We start from the raw sequence: 17,650 nt of genomic DNA, 5'->3' as shown, positions 1-17,650 counted from the left end.
AGCGGCACCAATTCTGGCCCGGCCTGTCTGAAAGGACAGGTCCGGCATGGCTTGGCGCAGGTAGGCCCCGTCAGGCCGCAGGAGACAACAGCGAGGTTGCCATGTCCCACATCATAGACAGACGCCTGAATGGCAAGAACAAGTCCGCGGTCAATCGCGAACGCTTCTTACGCCGCTTCAAGGCGCAAATCAAGGAAGCCGTCTCCCGTGCGGTAAAGGGACGCAGCATCACCGATATCGAGAGTGGCGAGAAAGTGTCCATTCCGGTCAAGGATATTTCCGAGCCGGTATTCCACCATGGCCAGGGCGGGGTGCGCGAACAAGTACATCCGGGCAATGAGGAGTTCATCCGTGGCGATCGCATCGCCCGTCCACAAGGTGGCGGCGGTGGAGGAGGTGGTGGCAAGGCGAGTCAGGATGGCGAGGGTGAGGACGATTTTGTCTTCGAACTGTCACGCGAAGAATTTCTCAATGTATTTTTTGATGACCTGGCACTGCCCAACCTGATCAAGACCCAACTGATGGGGGTGGAAGAGCTCAAGCAGGTACGCGCCGGTTACACCAATGACGGCACGCCGGCCAATATCAGCATCGTGCGTTCCCTGCGCGGTGCACTGGCGCGCCGGGTGGCCATGGCGGCACCGACGCTGGCCCGGCTGGGCGAGGCCGAGGAGGATCTGGATGCACTGCTGGAGTCGGACGACGAAAGCACGCAGGAAGTGCGCGAGCAACGCAAGCGCATTCATTTGCTGCGCGAAAAGCTGGGCAGCATTCCCTTCATCGACCCGTTCGACCTGCGTTACAACAACCGCATCCAGCAGCCCAAGCCCACCAGTCAGGCGGTGATGTTCTGCATCATGGACGTGTCCGGCTCGATGGACGAGCAGAAGAAGGACATGGCCAAGCGTTTTTTCATCCTGCTGTATCTGTTCTTGCAGCGTAACTACGACAAGATCGAAGTGGTGTTCATCCGTCATCACACCAGTGCGGTGGAAGTGAACGAAGAAGACTTTTTCCATTCGCGCGAAAGCGGCGGCACCGTGGTGTCTTCCGCGCTTAACCTGATGGCGGACATCGTCAAGAAACGCTACAGCAGCAGCGAGTGGAACATCTATGCCGCCCAGGCATCCGATGGTGACAACTGGGACAGCGATTCGGCCAATTGCGGTCGCATCATGGAAGAACAGCTGCTGCCTTACTGCCAGTATTTCGCCTACATCGAAATCACCGAAGGGGAGCCGCAAAACCTGTGGTACGAGTACCTCAAGGTCAAGGAGCGTCAGCGTCACTTTGCCATGCAGAAAATCCGCTCGGCCTCCGACATTTATCCGGTTTTCCGGGAGCTGTTCAAACGCCAGCCAGCCAACCGCGCATAAGCGCCATGGCTGTCAGCCAAGGGGAAAACAGCATGACACCCATTTCCACCGGGTCCGAATGGACCTTCGACCTGATTGACGAATACGACCGTGAAATCCGCAAGATTGCGGTGGATGAATTCAAGCTGGACGTGTATCCCAACCAGCTGGAGGTGATTACGGCCGAGCAGATGATGGATGCCTATTCCTCGGTGGGCATGCCGGTGAACTATCACCACTGGAGCTTTGGCAAGCATTTCGTTTCCACCGAAAAAAGCTACAAGCGTGGCCAGATGGGCCTCGCTTACGAAATTGTCATCAATTCCAGCCCCTGCATTGCCTATTTGATGGAAGAGAACTCCATGACCATGCAGGCGCTGGTGATTGCCCACGCTGCCTATGGCCACAACAGCTTCTTCAAGGGCAATTACCTGTTCCGGGCCTGGACCGACGCTTCAGCCATTGTCGACTATCTGGTGTTTGCCAAGTCCTACATCAGCAAATGCGAGGAGCGTTATGGCATTGACGCGGTAGAAGAGCTGCTGGATTCCTGCCATGCGCTGATGAATTACGGTGTGGACCGCTACAAGCGGCCACAGAAACTGTCGCTGGCCGAAGAGCAGGCGCGGCAGGAAGAGCGCGAACAATATCTGCAAATGCAGGTAAACGACTTGTGGCGCACCATCCCACGCCGTGACCGGGATGATGCCAATCGCGAACCACCGCGTTTTCCGTCCGAGCCGCAGGAAAACCTGCTGTACTTCATCGAAAAATCCGCGCCGCTGCTGGAACCATGGCAGCGCGAGCTGGTGCGCATCGTGCGCAAGGTGGCGCAGTATTTCTACCCGCAACGCCAGACCCAGGTCATGAACGAGGGCTGGGCGACGTTCTGGCACTACACCATACTCAACCGCCTGTATGAGAAAGGGCTGGTGACCGATGGTTTCATGATGGAGTTTCTGCAAAGTCACACCAATGTGGTGTACCAGCCGCCGGTGACTGCGCGCTGGTATAACGGCATCAATCCCTACGCACTGGGCTTTGCCATGTATCAGGACATCAAGCGTATTTGCGAAAACCCCACCGAGGAAGACAAGGCCTGGTTCCCGGACCTGGCCGGTACCGACTGGCGTACATCGCTTGAATTCGCCATGAAGAATTTCAAGGACGAGAGCTTCATCTCGCAATACCTGTCACCCAAGCTGATTCGCGAATTCCGTCTGTTTGCCATTCGTGATGACGACCACGAGGACAAGCTGGAAGTGTCGGCCATTCATGATGAAAACGGCTATCGCGACATTCGCAGCAAATTGGCCGAGCAATACAATCTTGGTTCGCGCGAGCCGAATATCCAGGTGTGGTCGGTGAATGTACGGGGGGATCGCAGCCTCACCCTGCGGCACACCATGCACAATCGCCGTCCGCTGGACGAAGGCAGTGCGCAGGAAGTGCTCAAGCATGTGGGGCGCTTGTGGGGCTTTGATGTGCGGCTGGAAAGCGCGGACAGCGATGGCAGCATCACCCAGCGCTTTGAAGTGAAATCCAATCTGGAGTTACAACGCCTGTAGCGCTCAGGCTCAGTCGGACGTGCGTGGTACAAAGGCCCGGACCTGTGCGTCCGGGCTCGTCAATTCGGCCAGCGCCACACCATAAATAGCTTCCAGTTGCTGTTTGTCCATCACCTCTGCCGTCTTGCCGCTGGCCACCGCAACGCCATCGCGTAGCAACAGGACGCGATCGGCATGGCGCAAGGCCAGGTTCAGGTCATGCATCACCGCCACAATCCCTATCCCCAGACTGCCGGCAATATGGTGCAGCCGTGCCACCATGGCATCGGCAATGGCAAAGTCCAGTGCCGAAGTGGCTTCATCCAGCAATAAATAGCGTTCCAGGCTGGAGGAAACCAGCAATTGCAGCAGTGCACGCGCCAGGTGCACACGCTGGGCTTCACCCCCGGACAGGCTGTCCAAAGTGCGATTCTGCAAACTGGCGGTATCACTCAATACCAGCACCTGTTGCCAGATACTGTCCGATACCATCGCGCGGGTCTGATACGCCCCGGTGGCAATCAGTTCGGACACCCGCCAGCCCGCAGGCAGGGCAGGGTGCTGCTCCACCACTGCCCGCTGACGCGCCAGACTGGCCGGGCCTTGACCTGTTAGCGGTTTACCAGCCAGCGATACCTGACCGCTATCCGGCTGGCGATAGCCGGACATCAGTTGCAACAAGCTGCTTTTACCGGCACCGTTGGGGCCAAGAATCACGCATAACTCTCCCGGCTGCGCCTGGAGTGACACCTGGCGAATGACGGTTTTGCCGCCCAGCTTCAGGCTGATGTCTTGCAATTCAAGCATGTTCGTCCTTGGCGTGACGCAGCAGCCACAGGAAAAATGGTGCGCCCAGCAGGCTGGTGATCACGCCAACTGGCAATTCTGCTGGTGCCAACAGGCTGCGGGCCAGCCAGTCAGCTCCCACCGTCAGCCAGGCACCAAATAGCGGCGCCGCCAGCATTAGCCGCCGCGCATCGCTGCCCAGCAGCAAACGCGCCAGATGAGGGGCCAGCAAGCCGACGAAGCCGATCATGCCGCAGCTGGCCACCACCACTCCGGCAGCAATCGAAGCCAGCAACACGATCAGCCAGCTACCGCGCCGTACATCAAAACCAAGATGAAACGCTGTCGCTTCGCCCAGTTGAAGAGCATTGAGCAAGTGCCAATGACGGAACAAACCCAGCCAGACCAGCGGAGTGGCCAGCAGCATCAGTCCCACCTGCTGCCATTGCGCACCGGCATAGCTGCCCATCAGCCAGAAAGTGACGCTGCGCAGCGCGCCATCGGGCAGGGTGGTAATCAGCAGGGTCAGCAGGCTGGCCAGCAAGGTGCTGATGGCAACGCCAGCCAGCAGCAAACGAGTACCACTGGCCTGGCCTGCCAGCGTACGCAGCAGGCACAATGCCAGCACACTGCCGGCAAAACCTGCCAGCGAAACAGCCATCAGTCCGGCATTCAGGCTGAGTGCAAGTGCAGCCACCAGTGCTGCGCCGCTGTAAATACCCAGCAGGCCGGGCTCGGCCAAGGGATTGCGAAAACGCGCTTGTACCGCACTGCCGGCACAGCCCAGCAGCATGCCGCTGCAGGCGGCCATCAACAGGCGCGGCAGGCGTAGTTGCCACAGTAACTGGCTTTCCAGCAGGGGTAGGGTGGATGGGTGCAGCAAGGCATACAGGCTGATGCCACTTCCGTGCAGCAAGCTGCCCAGCCCGGTCAGCAGCAAGGCAGCAAGCAAGAGCAGACAAACGTGCAGGGTGCGTGACATCGGGAAGGCATAAGGAAGGGCGTGAGAAGTGAAGCCTGCCGTGCAAGGCAGGCTTCTGGCGGGACTTAACGCAGACCCAGTACGTCTTGCATGTCGAACAGGCCGGACGGCTTTTCCGACAGCCACTTGGCCGCGCGTACCGCACCATTGGCAAAAGTGGCACGGCTGGACGCCTTGTGGGTGATTTCCACGCGTTCGCCCAAGGCGGCAAACAGCACGGTGTGATCGCCAACCACATCACCGGCCCGCACCGTGGCAAAACCGATGGTGTTGGGGTCGCGTTCGCCAGTCACCCCTTCACGGCCATAGACCGCACATTGCTTCAGGTCACGGCCCAGTGCGTCGGCAATCACTTCGCCCATGCGCAGGGCAGTGCCGGAGGGGGCATCCACCTTGAAGCGATGGTGGGCTTCGGTAATTTCGATGTCGTAGCCTTCGTTCAGCACACGGGCAGCCATGTCCAGCAGCTTGAAGGTGAGATTGACCCCGACGCTGAAGTTGGATGCAAACACGATGCCGATCTTTTCACTGGCAGCCTTGATGGCAGCCTTGCCTGCATCATCAAAACCCGTTGTGCCGATAATCATCTGCACGCCGTGCTGCTGGCAGTGTTGCAGGTAGTCCAGCGTGGCTTCGGGACGGGTGAAGTCGATCACCACGTCGGCACCCGCCAGGGCAGCGGCAAAATCACTGGCAATCTTCACGCCGGTCTGCTGGCCGATAAACAATCCGGCATCCTGACCGATGAAGTCGGAACCGGCACGGTCAATGGCGGCATGCAGACGGGCACCGGGCGTGGCAAGAACGGATTCGATCAGCGTGCGGCCCATGCGGCCGGCAGCGCCGACAATGACGATATTCAATTCACTCATTGTTTTACGGTTTCCTGGGCAGGAACGGAGGCATCAGGCGGTAGTACGGCCCGCTCGGCCGCTTGTGCCGTGCCTTCTACCCGTACCATGGTGTCGCCTTCAAAGAACACGGTCAGCAGCTTCTTGTCCACCAGCTTGCCTTGCTTGGTATCCTGGTAAGGATAGTCCCAGCGGTTGCTGTGGAAAGGGTCGCTAAGCAGAGGTGTGCCCAGCAGGAAACGTACCTGCGAGCGGGTCATGCCAGGCTTGAGTTTTGCCACGGCGTCTTCCGTGACATAGTTGCCCTGCTGGATTTCCATTTTGTAAGGGCTAATCCAGTGAAGGGGATTCATGGAGGTGCAGCCAGCGAGGGCAAGGATGGCAGCAATGATCAGGGCGCGCATGAGACTCCGATGAGCTGAGTATTATTTAAAGGCGATGTTAGGCAAAGCCGCAAAAAGGCTTTATCATGCTTCAAAAATCGACCCAATTTATATCACGATGAGCAAAGCCAGTCACCTTAAAGATATCGGCCTGAAGGCTACCGGCCCACGTCTGAAAATTCTCGACCTGTTCGAGCTGAGCGATGATCGCCACATGTCTGCCGAGGATGTCTATCGCAAATTGCTGGCCGAGAACATCGATATCGGCCTGGCCACCATTTACCGTGTTCTGACGCAGTTTGAACAGGCCGGTATTCTGGTGCGTCACCATTTCGAGTCCGGCAAGGCGGTTTACGAACTGAACCAGGGCGGCCATCACGACCACATGGTGTGCGTGAAGTGCGGCAGCGTGATGGAATTCTTCGACCCGGAAATCGAAGCACTGCAGGATCGTATTGCCGAACAGCACGGCTTCCGTATTGCAGAGCATGCGCTGTACCTGTACGGCGAATGTGTCGATTGCCAGGGTAAATCCGGCGCCAAAACCAAGTAATGATTCCCTGGCTTGGCCAAGAACTGGTATTCCCCCCGGTTCGCACTGCACTGGCCGAGCCGGATGGCCTGCTGGCTGCCGGAGGCGATTTGTCTCCCGCGCGGCTGCTGCTGGGCTACTCACAGGGCATCTTCCCCTGGTTCTCCGAGGGAGAGCCCATCCTGTGGTGGTCGCCTTCCCGCCGCATGGTTCTGTTTCCCGCGCGACTGCATGTCCGGCGTTCCCTGGATAAGGTACTGCGTAACCGTTCCTATCGTGTCACCATCGATACGGCTTTCAGACAGGTGATTGAAGCCTGTGCTGCGCCACGTGCTGGTGCGGCCGGAACCTGGATCATCCCGCCCATGGTGGATGCCTACTGCCGGTTGCATGCGCTAGGTGCTGCCCATTCCTTTGAAGTGTGGATGGATGGTGAGCTTGCCGGTGGCTTGTATGGCGTCGGACTGGGGCGGATGTTTTACGGTGAGTCGATGTTTTCGCACCGTACCGATGCTTCCAAAATTGCTTTTGTCCATATGGCACGTCATCTGGCGTGTCATGGGGTGGAGATGATTGATTGCCAGATGCACACCCCGCATCTGGAAAGTCTGGGTGCAATGCTGATTCCAAGAACGCAATTTCTTGCTAAGCTGAAGCAAAGTACGCTTGAGCCCCAGGCGGACAGCATGTGGACCTATCGTTTCGACAATGAGCCATCGTGATGACCCGCAAGCGGTTGCCATTCATTTCTATGCCACCGCACCTTACCCTTGCAGCTATCTGGATGGACGACAGGCGCGTTCACAGGTAGCTATTCCAGCTGAAGCCATTGATGCTGCGGTATATAGCCAGTTGGTGAAACTGGGTTTTCGCCGCAGCGGTTTGTATACCTACCGCCCGTATTGCGACAGCTGCCAGTCTTGCGTACCCGTGCGCCTGCCAGTGGCGGAGTTCAGCCCAAACCGCAGTCAGCGCCGTAGCTGGCAGCGCTTGCGGGCCATGGAAGTCAGCCTGTTGCCGCTGGAATACCGCGACGACCACTACCAGCTTTATCACCGTTACCAGCAATCCCGCCATGCTGGTGGCGGCATGGCCGAAGACAATGTCCAGCAATATTCGGAGTTCATTCTCAAAAGTGGTGTGGACAGCATGCTGGCCGAGTTTCGTCTGGGTGGTGCACTGAAGATGGTCAGCCTGATTGATAGGCTGGGGGATGGCCTGTCGGCGGTATACACTTTTTATGAGCCGGAAGATGCCAAGGCCAGCTATGGCGTGTTCAATGTGTTGTGGCAAGTAGAGCTAGCCCGTGCATGGGGGCTACCTTATCTGTACCTGGGCTACTGGATAGGGGAATGCCGCAAGATGGCTTACAAATCCCAATACCGGCCACTGGAGCAACTGCGTGATGGCCGCTGGATACTCATGCAGCAGCCAGATGCTGCTTGAGCAGGCAAAAACAAAAACAGGCTGAAAATGTCAGCCTGTTTCTTATTGCAAAGGGATGAATCAGTACGGAACAACGCGGTCATTACCACCACCGGTGAGTACGCGAACACGCTGGCCGGCTGCCAGCGGGATGTCGGCATCCTGCACGATGGAAATCAGGCGGCCGCTGCCATCCAACTTGACGGTGACTTCCAGTGCACTCTTGGTGCCCAGGCTACGTTGGGCTGCCTGGGTGCCAAAACCACCGGCCAGCGCGCCGACAATGCCACCGGCAATCGAACCACGGCCACCGCCCAGCTCGCTGCCAGCCAGACCGCCCAGGGCGGCGCCACCCAGCGTCAGCAGTTCGTTGTTCTTGCCTTCCATCTTGACATTATTCACCGAAACCACAGTGCCCAGCTCTACGGTTTGAGCGCGGCGCATCTGCCCTTGTGAATAAACCGCAGCAGAGTCGGAAGTGGCGCAGCCAGCCAGCAGGCCGAGCGAGAGGCTGCCCAGCAAGGCCAATCGGGTCAGTTTGTAGAACATATCAGCTCCTCGAAATCAGTTTCGGGTTTGTTGTTGCAAGTGACGGGCAATCGCCTGGCTGCATTGGCTGATCAGCGGCGGTCCCTGGTAAATCAGGCCGCTGTACAGCTGCACCAGCGTAGCGCCGGCTTGCAGTTTTTCCACGGCATCTGCACCACTGCAAATGCCACCAACACCTATGATGGGCAAGCTGCCATCCAGTTCACGCGCCAGCTTGCGGATCAGTTGCGTCGAGCGCTCCCGCACCGGAGCGCCAGACAGGCCACCGGCCTCATCTTGCAGCGGATGACCGGCAATTTCCACCCGTGACAGCGTGGTATTGGTGGCAATCACGCCATCAATCTTGTTGACGGTCAGCAGGCGGGCAATGTCGGCAATCTGTTCATCGTCCAGGTCTGGCGCAATCTTGACTGCCAGCGGCACATAGCGGCCATGCTGATCTGCCAGTTGCTGCTGGCGGGTTTTCAGGGCCGACAGCAGGCGGGATAGTTCATCCCCCTGTTGCAGCTGGCGCAGGTTTTTGGTGTTGGGCGAAGAAATATTGACTGTGATGTAACTGGCATAGGCATACACCTTGTCCAGGCAGATCAGGTAGTCGTCCACCGCGTTTTCAATCGGGGTGACGGCGTTCTTGCCGATGTTGATGCCCAGCACACCATTGAAATGGCAGTTGCGCACATTGTTCAGCAGGACATCGACGCCACGGTTGTTGAAACCCATGCGATTGATGATGCCCTGGTGTTCCGGCACGCGGAACAGGCGCGGTTTGGGGTTGCCATCTTGCGGGCGGGGTGTGATGGTGCCGATTTCCAGAAAGCCGAAGCCCAGTGCCGCCAGTGCATCAATGTGGTCACCATTCTTGTCCAGTCCGGCTGCCAGCCCGACCGCATTGGGAAAGGTCAGCCCCATGGCCTTGACCGGTGCGCGCGTGGCAGCTGGTGTGGCCAGTGAGAGCAGACGCAGCTGATGTGCCTTGTCCAGCAGGTGCAGGGTGTGTTCGTGGGCGGTTTCTGCGTCAAATCTGAACAGCAGAGGGCGCAGAAGGGGGTAAAGCATCGGCGTCTCCGGAGTGAATATGGCCGCTAGTATAACCGGGGCGGCCGGTGAAACCGAAGTTTTGACGGTCGGCAGGCTGGCTGACCGTCAGAATGGTTGATCAGAGTATCTGGCAGGCGTCGGCAAAATCAAAGCGCGGGGAGCGCGGGTGCAGCTTGCCGGCTTCACCATAGCCCAGGTTGATCAAGAAGTTGGATTTGAACCGTCCGTCGAGGAAAAAGGCCTTATCCACACCGGCATTGTCAAAGCCGGACATCGGGCCGCAGTCCAGTCCCAGCGAGCGCGCGGCCATGATCAGGTAAGCGCCTTGCAGGCTGCTGTTGCGTGCTGCAGTGGCTTCAATGGCGGCCGCATTGCCTTCAAACCAGCTCTTGGCATCGGCATGCGGGTACAGGCGCGGCAGATGCTCGTAAAACTGCATGTCTTGCGCCACGATCACGCAAACCGGTGCGCTGAGGGTTTTCTCCACATTGCCCTCCATCAGGAAGGGACGCAGTTTTTCCTTGGCGTCGGTGCTCTTGAGAAAGACGAAGCGGGCGGGAGAGGCATTGGCGCTGGTCGGGCACTGCTTTAGCAGGTCGAATAGCTGGTGCAGGGTTTCATTACTCACGGCACGGTTTTGCCAGTGGCTGTGGGTGCGGGCATTGTAAAACAGTTGTTCCAGTGCGGTGGTGGAAAGCGGGGTGGTCATGGTCTCCTCCTGACAGGCTTTTTTTCTGGGCTAGTGATTATTTTTCCGGCGGCGTTGCGACGGGTGTCGGGGTGGTTGATGGTTGCGATGGCATCACTTCTGCTTCGTTCTGGTCTTCGGCCAGTACGGTGATGGACACGCGACGATTGGTGGCCCGGCCATCCGGGGTGGCATTGTCGGCTACCGGCAGGTTTTCACCACGGCCAACCGCAACCAGACGTGAAGGATTGATGCCGCTTTCCTGGAACAGGCGCACCACGCTGCCCGCGCGCGCGGCAGACAGTTCCCAGTTGGAAGGGTAGGTGGAGGTCTTGATCGGTACGTTGTCGGTGAAGCCTTCCACCCTGATCTGGTTGTCCACCTTGGACAGCAAGGCAGCCATACCGGCCATGATTTGCCGCGACTGATCATTGGGTGAGGCCTGACCTACCGGAAAGAGGGCGGTGTCGCGGATGTCTACGGTAACGCCTTTGGGGCTTTGGGTAATGTTGACTTGCCCGCCCTTGACCAGCGGGTCCATCACCTTGGCCAGGTCCGCCGCCAGTGAGCCCTGCTTGGAGGCCGGGTCGATGTGGTGGTCTCCCTTCACTGCCTTGGCAATCGGCTTGGTGTCGGGAATCTCAATCATGGTATTGGCCCCGCCTGTGGGCGGGGTGGTCTGGATATTCACTGTCGAGCCACTACGAAAGGCATCGACAATAGCGGAGGACAGCACGCGGTATTTGCCTTCGTTGACCGAGGAAATGGCATACATCACCACGAAAAAGGCAAACAAGAGGGTAATGAAGTCGGCATAGGAAACCAGCCAACGTTCGTGGTTCTCGTGCTCTTCTTCCTGCCGGCGTCGTCTGCGTGCCATCAGATGCTCCGTGACGGTAAGTGGGTCAGAACAGGCGGGTGTTGAACAGGCTGCGTACGCCGCCGGCAAATTCCACGCCGATCTTGCGTGCAACCCGGCTGGACAAGTCATCCTGCTGCGTGTAGTCCACCGTCTTTTCCGCCTTGATCACGTCGCGTGCCACCGAGCGGGTGCTACCCAGCCCATCGGCCAATCCCAGCGGAATGCCTTTTTCACCAATCCATACCATGCCGGAAAACAGCTGCGGGTCATTCTTGAGGCGGTTGCCGCGTCCGTCCTTGACCGCCTTGATGAATTGCTGATGGATGTCATCCAGCAACTGCTGGCGAATGGCTTCCTGTTTGGGATTGGTCGGGGAGAAGGGATCGCCCATCGCCTTGTTTTCACCGGCGGTTTTCAGGCGGCGCTCCACGCCCAGCTTGTCCATCAGGCCGGTAAAACCAAAACCGTCCGACAATACGCCGATAGAGCCGATGATGCTGGCCTTGTCGACAAAAATCTTGTCGGCAGCGGCGGCAATGTAATAGCAACCGGAAGCGCACACTTCCTGCACCGTGACATACACCGGAATGGCCGGATGCTGCTTTTTCAGGCGACGGATTTCGTCATAGGCCATACCGGACAATACCGGGCTGCCACCAGGGCTGTTGGCCTCGATGATGATGCCGCGCGTGCCACTGTCTTTGTAGGCGTCTTCCAGCGCGGCGGTCAGTTTTTCCGCGGTATTGCTCTCGCTGTCGATCACGCCTTCCAGGCTGATGACGGCGGTGTGGCCGCTACCGGTAAGGGCTTCGGCCGATTTGTCTTCATTGCGCAGGAAGGCGGTGGCCAGCAGGCCGCCAATAATGCCCAGCCACACCAGGCGGAAAAAGATTTTCCAGCGTCGGGCGCGGCGTTGTTCCACCAGGGCCGCCATGGCCAGTTTTTCCACCAGTTGACGTTCCCAGTTCGGAGTGTCGTTCATTGCAGTTGCCTTGATTGCGAATGTCGGCAGTCTAACAAAAAATCAGTCTGGCATGATATTCAGCCACACTTTGCCATCTGCTTCAGATAAAGGCAGGGCTTGCAGGCTTTGCCCGCGGCAGGGGCCGCCGACGCAACGGCCATTATTGGGCAGGTAGAGCGCGCCATGCATGCTGCATACCAGGTATTGGCCGGAGAGATCAAACACATTGCCGTCTTGCAGGTCCAGCTCGATCGGAATGTGACGGCAGGCATTGACATAGCCATACACCCTGCCTTGGTAGCGCAGGGCGATGGCGGACTGCGACTTGCCATCCGGGCCGGTGATTTCAAAGCGTACTGCCCGGTCGCTATCGCGCAGCGCGCTACTGTCGCAGATCAGCCGAGTCGTGTCAGCAGCCATTGCTGCAACTCCGCAAAACTGTGGACGATGGTTTGTGGCTGGCAGTCCTGCAACAGCTTCACGTCGTGTGCGCCGTAACTCACGCCCACGCCATGCGCACGGGCATTCAGCGCCATGTTCAGGTCGTGGCTGGTGTCGCCTATCATCACGGTGCGCGCCAGCTCCACACCCAGTTCGTCACTGATTTCCTGCAGCATGGCCGGATGCGGTTTGGAATGGCATTCGTCCACGGTGCGGGTGGCATCAAACAAAGGTCCCAGGCCCGTTTCCGCCAGCAGGCGATTCAGGCCCACCCGGCTGTTACCGGTGGCCACTGCCATGAATACACCGCGCTCGCGCAAGGCATGCAGACCTTCACGCACGCCATCAAACAGTGTCACGCCATCGTCACTGCTGCGGTAATGGCGGATGAAACATTCGGTCAGCGCCTTGTGCTGGGCATCGTCCAGGCCGGGGCAGGCCATGTGCAGGGCCTGGTCCAGCCGCAGACCAATCACATGACTGGCAGCCTGGCGGTCTGGCACCGGCAGGCCCAGTTCGCGGCAGGCATTCTGGATGGAGTGGGTGATATGCGCGGTGGAGTCCATCAGCGTACCGTCCCAGTCGAATACCAGCAGATCGTAAATGCGTGCCATCAGCGCCTCAGTTTCTGCAAGAAGCCTTCCAGCTCGGCTGGCAGTGGTGCTTCCAGCTTGAGCGGCTCGCCGGTCAGCGGGTGGGGTAGGGTCAGGCTGCGTGCGTGCAGGAACATGCGCTTGAGGCCGCTGCGCGCCAGTTCCTTGTTGAGCGCAAAGTCACCGTATTTTTCATCACCGGCAATCGGGCAGCCGCTGGCCTGCATGTGCACGCGGATCTGATGGGTACGGCCGGTGCGCAGATGAGCCTCTACCAGCGTGAAGTCGGCAAAGCGTTCCACAATGCTGAAGTTGGTATGGGCAAACTGGCCGTCGTCGCCTTCGGCTACCTTGACCCGGCGCTCGCCGTCGGCGGTATGGAACTTGAACAAGGGCAGCTTGACGGCTTTCTTGCTGGAATCCCATTGGCCAATGCCCAGTGCCAGGTAACGTTTGTCCGGCACATTGGCACGCATCATGTCATGCAGCTTCACCAGCGCCGAGCGCTTCTTGGCCAGCATCAGCAGGCCAGAGGTTTCCCGGTCCAGTCGGTGTACCAGCTCCAGGTATTTCCAGTCCGGATGCGCCTTGCGCAATTGTTCGATCACACCAAAGGACACGCCGCTGCCGCCATGTACGGCTACGCCGGCGGGCTTGTCGATCACCAGCAGGGCATTGTCTTCGTACACCACCGGAAAGCTGCCGGGCGGCACGTCATTGACCGGACGCTCGGCCAGGCGGATGGGCGGAATGCGGATGATGTCGCCCGCCTGAATGCGATAGGAAGCGTCGCTGCGCCCCTTGTTCACCCGGACTTCGCCCGAGCGCAGAATGCGGTAAATATGGCTTTTTGGTACGCCTTTGAGAATGCGTACCAGAAAGTTGTCCAGCCGCTGGCCGGAATCTCCCTCGTCCACGTCAAGAAACGTGACGGAGTCTTTGCGAATGTCAGTCATATTGCTTATACTTCGTGCGCTCGACCGCACATTTCAGTGCGATGACAGCGTTCCGGAAAGCCATGGTCACAGGCAGTATTGCCGCGTGATGCTGCTGCGGGAAAGTGAACCGGCCGGCAGGGTAATGACCCTGACCTGATGCCGCGTCAACCGGCCGCAGCCAAGGTTAACTCGCTCACCAAAAAGCAGCGATGGTAATGCATTTAGTCGCATAACGCACTCACCAGTATTCCATTTCCTGATGCAAAGCCAGTCAGGAGATATTGCAGCAAAGTTTGACCCGGCACGATGCTCTCCAGTTTGTCCAGGCTGCCCGTGATGGCAACCCGGAAGAAAATATCCGTTGCGCTAATGCGCTCAAACCCCCGGGCTCGTGTGAAATTACGTCAGGAAGTAGGCTTGATATCTCGGTTGTAATGATCTTTATACCAACACTTCTTTCGGAAAGCGCCCATCACTAGTCTCTGGGCCGTCAAATACTGGCTGCATCCCTTGCGTGAGTGCCTGCGCAGGGAATGTTTATGAAACGCATGTTGTTTAATGCAACGCAGGCTGAAGAGCTGCGCGTTGCCATCGTCGACGGGCAAAAGCTCGTTGACCTCGATATCGAAACCGTTGGCAAGGAACAGCGCAAGGGGAATATCTACAAAGGTATCATCACCCGTATCGAGCCTTCGCTCGAAGCGTGCTTTGTCGATTACGGCACCGAACGTCACGGCTTTCTGCCGTTCAAGGAAGTATCCCGTTCCTATTTCCAGGGCTATGACGGCGGCCGTCCGCGCATTCAGGACGTGCTGCGCGAAGGCATGGAAGTGGTTGTTCAGGTAGAAAAGGACGAGCGTGGCAACAAGGGTGCCGCCCTCACTACCTATATCAGCCTGGCTGGCCGTTACCTGGTTCTGATGCCGAACAACCCGCGTGGTGGTGGCGTATCGCGCCGCATCGAGGGTGAAGAGCGTCAGGAGCTGAAAGACCTGCTCGCCCAGCTGGAAGTTCCCAATGGCATGAGCCTGATTGCCCGTACCGCCGGTATTGGCCGCAATCTGGAAGAATTGCAATGGGACATGGGTTACCTGATGCAGCTGTGGCGCGCCATTGAAGGTGCGGCCGGCTCGCAAAGCGCGCCTTTCCTGATTCTGCAGGAAGGCAGCCTGGTGATTCGTGCTATCCGTGACTACTACCATCCGGACATCGGCGAAATCCTGATCGATACCGACGAAATCTACGAACAGGCCCGCCAGTTCATGAGTCACGTGATGCCGAACATGGTGCATCGCGTGAAGCTGTACAAGGATCACGTACCGCTGTTCTCCCGCTTCCAGATCGAACACCAGATCGAAACCGCCTTCTCGCGCAGCGTGCAGCTGCCGTCCGGTGGTGCCATCGTGATCGACCACACCGAAGCGCTGGTCTCCATCGACGTCAACTCCGCCCGCTCCACCAAGGGTGCCGACATTGAGGAAACCGCCCTGCGCACCAACGTTGAAGCCGCCGAAGAAATCGCCCGCCAGCTGCGTCTGCGCGACCTGGGCGGTCTGATCGTGATCGACTTCATCGACATGGAAAACCCGAAAAACCAGCGCGAAGTGGAAAACAAGCTGCGCGATGTGTTGAAGCACGACCGCGCCCGCGTACAAATGGGCAAGCTGTCCCGCTTCGGCCTGCTGGAACTGTCGCGTCAGCGTCTGCAGCCGTCGCTGGGTGAAACCAGCCACGAACCTTGCCCGCGCTGCCATGGCATCGGCTTCATCCGTGGTACCGAATCCTCCGCACTGCACATCCTGCGCATCATCCAGGAAGAGGCCATGAAGGAAAACACCGGTGCGGTTCACGCCCAGGTGCCGGTTGATGTTGCCACCTTCCTGCTGAACGAAAAACGTGCCGAAATCCACTCCATCGAAGAACGTCTGGACGTGGATGTGGTGCTGATTCCGAACATCCATCTGGAAACCCCGCATTACAAGATCGCCCGTATCCGTCACGACGATCTGGCCGAGCTGGGCGATGGCCCGAGCTATCTGCGCGTGGAAGTGCAGGAAGAAGACATTATCACCAACTTCGGTCAGGAAAAGCCCAAGGCCGAACGTCAGGAAGCCGCCGTCAAAGGCATTACCCCGCAGCAACCTGCGCCGGTATCGACCCAGCCTGCTCCGGTGGCCGCACCGGTCGTTGCCGAGCAGGGCGTGGTCAGCCGCTTCTTCGGCTGGGTGAAGAGCCTGTTTGCCGAACCGGAAGCTGCACCGCAGGAAACCGAGAAGAAAAAACCGGCCAGCACCGGCCAGCGCGAAGGTCAGCGCAATGGCAACCGCCAGCGCAATAACGAGCGTCGTCCGGGCAGCCAGGCACGCCGTGATCATCACGATCGCCGTCTGGGTGAAGAGGCCGGCAAGCGCCCGACCGAAGCACGTGCCGATGGTGAACGCCAGGATGGCCGTCGTCAGCGCAGTGAGCGCGGTGACCGTCAAGAGCGTCCGGAACGCGTAGAACGTCCGGAACGTACCGAGCGTACCGAGCGTACCGAACGCGCAGAGCGCCCGGAACGTGCTGAGCGCAGCGAGCAACCGCAACGCGAACCGCGCCAGCGCCGTGAACGCGAGCCGCGTGAAAACCGTGAAGCGCGTGAGCAGAATGCTCGTCCCCAGACTGAAGAACGTAGCGAACAAGCTGCACCGCAGGCCGCCGAGAAACCGTCCCGTCGCCGCCAGCAGGCTGAGCGCAATGAAGCCGACAAGCCGCAGGCTGCCGCACAGGAAGAACTGAACCTGAACAGCGCCGAAGGCGTGGAGGCCGCCGCAGAGTCTGCTGAACAGCAAGAGCGTGCCGAACGCGGTCGTCGCCGTCGTGGCCGTCGTGACCGTCGTCGTGACAATGTCGAAGGTGATAACACTGCTCAGGTGGCAGAGGCCGCCGCAGGCGATGTGACTGCCGAAGTGGCTGTTGCCGGCGTGGCTGCCGCCGCTGCTGTTGCGGTGGTTGCCGAAGCGGTCACCCAGCCGGCTGCAGAAGCTGCCGTTGCAGTGGACGCGGTGGAAGTTGCCGCAGCCCCGGTCGAGGTAGCGCAAGAAGTTGTTGCTCTGGTGGCTGCACCGGTTGAGACGGTCGCTGTTGAAGCCGCGCCGGTTGAAGCCGCATCCGAACCGGTAGTGCAGGCAGAGCATGTGGTGGTAGCCGAGGTGGCTGAACCTGCAGCAGTTGTTGTTACCGAAGCTGCTGTGGCTGTCGAGACTGTGGAAGTTGCCGAAGTGGCCGCGCCGCTGGAGCAGGTCAGCACCGTGGTAGAAACCACGCTTGAGCAGGCCGAGGTGGTGGTTGCCGCCGAACCGGCACCTGCCGAACATCCTGCTGCTGCGCAAGTTGAAGAAGTTGCCGTGATTGAGCCGGTGGCAGTGGCACCGGTGGTCGTGGAAACTGCCGTTACGGCCCAGCCCAAGATCGAAGCCGAGTTGCCGGCTGATCTGGGTGGTCTGGTGATGGTTGCCACCAAGGCGGTGTCTGAAGTCGTGGTGCCGCAGGTTGAAGTGCCTGCAGGTCCGCGTCGTCTTGACGTGGTACGTCAGACTGAAGAGCAGCCGGTAGTGGTTGAACTCAAGCAGGTGGAAACCCGCAATAGCTGATGCCGTGAAAGGCCCCTGCAAAAACTACGTGCAGGGGCTTGACGGTTTCGCAATGAGTTTATAGAATAGCTTTCTCTTTAGGCG

General features: G+C 58.9%; 18 protein-coding genes. 6 read left to right on the top strand and 12 right to left on the bottom strand.

All coding sequences use genetic code 11. From position 1 onward, the window contains the following. Positions 1–101 precede the first annotated feature (101 nt). Positions 102–1,376, top strand: a complete 1,275-nt coding sequence (locus HWX34_RS01505; protein ID WP_178970670.1) for a YeaH/YhbH family protein — start codon at positions 102–104, stop codon at positions 1,374–1,376. A gap of 32 nt (positions 1,377–1,408) precedes the next feature. After that, positions 1,409–2,923, top strand: a complete 1,515-nt coding sequence (locus tag HWX34_RS01500; RefSeq protein WP_178970669.1) for a SpoVR family protein — start codon at positions 1,409–1,411, stop codon at positions 2,921–2,923. Between the two features lie 9 nt (positions 2,924–2,932). Here HWX34_RS01500 and HWX34_RS01495 read toward each other — a convergent pair whose 3' ends face one another. The 4 genes from HWX34_RS01495 to HWX34_RS01480 form a co-directional block, all read right to left on the bottom strand. Further along, the gene (locus tag HWX34_RS01495) at positions 2,933–3,709 is read right to left on the bottom strand and encodes an ATP-binding cassette domain-containing protein (protein ID WP_178970668.1); all 777 of its coding nucleotides are present in this window, start codon (positions 3,707–3,709) and stop codon (positions 2,933–2,935) included. Continuing rightward, on the bottom strand, positions 3,702–4,670 hold the full coding sequence (locus HWX34_RS01490; protein WP_178970667.1) for an iron ABC transporter permease: 969 nt from the start codon (positions 4,668–4,670) through the stop codon (positions 3,702–3,704). The genes HWX34_RS01495 and HWX34_RS01490 overlap by 8 nt, the downstream gene beginning before the upstream one ends. A 65-nt stretch (positions 4,671–4,735) precedes the next feature. After that, positions 4,736–5,542: a 4-hydroxy-tetrahydrodipicolinate reductase gene (dapB, locus tag HWX34_RS01485; RefSeq protein ID WP_178970666.1), complete on the bottom strand. Its 807-nt coding sequence runs from the start codon at positions 5,540–5,542 to the stop codon at positions 4,736–4,738. Then, positions 5,539–5,925: an outer membrane protein assembly factor BamE gene (locus tag HWX34_RS01480; RefSeq protein ID WP_178970665.1), complete on the bottom strand. Its 387-nt coding sequence runs from the start codon at positions 5,923–5,925 to the stop codon at positions 5,539–5,541. The genes dapB and HWX34_RS01480 overlap by 4 nt, the downstream gene beginning before the upstream one ends. A 97-nt stretch (positions 5,926–6,022) precedes the next feature. Here HWX34_RS01480 and fur point away from each other — a divergent pair, with 97 nt between their 5' ends. Genes fur through HWX34_RS01465 form a run of 3 tightly spaced genes read left to right on the top strand, consistent with a single transcriptional unit; the run spans position 6,023 to position 7,882 of the window. Next, positions 6,023–6,457 carry a ferric iron uptake transcriptional regulator gene (gene fur / locus HWX34_RS01475; RefSeq protein WP_045847139.1) on the top strand — a complete coding sequence of 145 codons (435 nt, stop codon included), beginning with the start codon at positions 6,023–6,025 and terminating at the stop codon, positions 6,455–6,457. Further along, positions 6,457–7,158, top strand: coding sequence for a leucyl/phenylalanyl-tRNA--protein transferase (aat, locus tag HWX34_RS01470; RefSeq protein ID WP_178970664.1), 702 nt, complete (start codon positions 6,457–6,459; stop codon positions 7,156–7,158). Before fur ends, aat begins: the two co-directional genes overlap by 1 nt. After that, the gene (locus HWX34_RS01465; RefSeq protein WP_178970663.1) at positions 7,145–7,882 is read left to right on the top strand and encodes an arginyltransferase; all 738 of its coding nucleotides are present in this window, start codon (positions 7,145–7,147) and stop codon (positions 7,880–7,882) included. Before aat ends, HWX34_RS01465 begins: the two co-directional genes overlap by 14 nt. 60 nt (positions 7,883–7,942) lie before the next feature. Here the strand turns inward: HWX34_RS01465 and HWX34_RS01460 are convergent, their stop codons facing one another. The 8 genes from HWX34_RS01460 to HWX34_RS01425 all read right to left on the bottom strand — a co-directional run bounded on the left by HWX34_RS01460 (position 7,943) and on the right by HWX34_RS01425 (position 13,952). Further along, entirely contained in the window at positions 7,943–8,410 is a 468-nt protein-coding gene (locus HWX34_RS01460) for a glycine zipper 2TM domain-containing protein (protein WP_178970662.1), read from the bottom strand. 15 nt (positions 8,411–8,425) lie between these two features. Further along, on the bottom strand, positions 8,426–9,466 hold the full coding sequence (locus tag HWX34_RS01455) for a quinone-dependent dihydroorotate dehydrogenase (RefSeq protein WP_178970661.1): 1,041 nt from the start codon (positions 9,464–9,466) through the stop codon (positions 8,426–8,428). Between the two features lie 100 nt (positions 9,467–9,566). Beyond that, positions 9,567–10,157 (bottom strand): malonic semialdehyde reductase, encoded by a 591-nt coding sequence (locus tag HWX34_RS01450; protein ID WP_178970660.1) that lies wholly within the window; start codon positions 10,155–10,157, stop codon positions 9,567–9,569. Positions 10,158–10,194: 37 nt separating this feature from the next. Next, positions 10,195–11,016 carry a flagellar motor protein MotD gene (motD, locus tag HWX34_RS01445; protein WP_178970659.1) on the bottom strand — a complete coding sequence of 274 codons (822 nt, stop codon included), beginning with the start codon at positions 11,014–11,016 and terminating at the stop codon, positions 10,195–10,197. 25 nt (positions 11,017–11,041) lie between these two features. Beyond that, positions 11,042–11,980, bottom strand: a complete 939-nt coding sequence (locus HWX34_RS01440) for a S49 family peptidase (protein WP_178970658.1) — start codon at positions 11,978–11,980, stop codon at positions 11,042–11,044. A gap of 42 nt (positions 11,981–12,022) precedes the next feature. Continuing rightward, positions 12,023–12,382, bottom strand: coding sequence for a Rieske 2Fe-2S domain-containing protein (locus HWX34_RS01435; RefSeq protein WP_178970657.1), 360 nt, complete (start codon positions 12,380–12,382; stop codon positions 12,023–12,025). Next, positions 12,358–13,017 carry an HAD-IA family hydrolase gene (locus HWX34_RS01430; protein ID WP_178970656.1) on the bottom strand — a complete coding sequence of 220 codons (660 nt, stop codon included), beginning with the start codon at positions 13,015–13,017 and terminating at the stop codon, positions 12,358–12,360. The genes HWX34_RS01435 and HWX34_RS01430 overlap by 25 nt, the downstream gene beginning before the upstream one ends. After that, a complete protein-coding gene (locus HWX34_RS01425; RefSeq protein ID WP_178970655.1) occupies positions 13,017–13,952 on the bottom strand; it encodes an RluA family pseudouridine synthase in 936 nt (311 codons plus the stop codon). The genes HWX34_RS01430 and HWX34_RS01425 overlap by 1 nt, the downstream gene beginning before the upstream one ends. A 521-nt stretch (positions 13,953–14,473) precedes the next feature. Between HWX34_RS01425 and HWX34_RS01420 the strand changes: the two genes are divergently transcribed. After that, complete coding sequence (locus HWX34_RS01420) at positions 14,474–17,566, top strand: Rne/Rng family ribonuclease (protein ID WP_178970654.1); 3,093 nt, start codon at positions 14,474–14,476, stop codon at positions 17,564–17,566. The last annotated feature ends 84 nt before the right edge of the window (positions 17,567–17,650 follow it).

The organism is Aquitalea sp. LB_tupeE, assembly GCF_013391415.1.
Lineage (GTDB): Bacteria > Pseudomonadota > Gammaproteobacteria > Burkholderiales > Chromobacteriaceae > Aquitalea.
The sequence above is the reverse complement of the archived record's forward strand: the minus strand, read 5'-3'. Positions and strand labels throughout refer to the sequence as shown.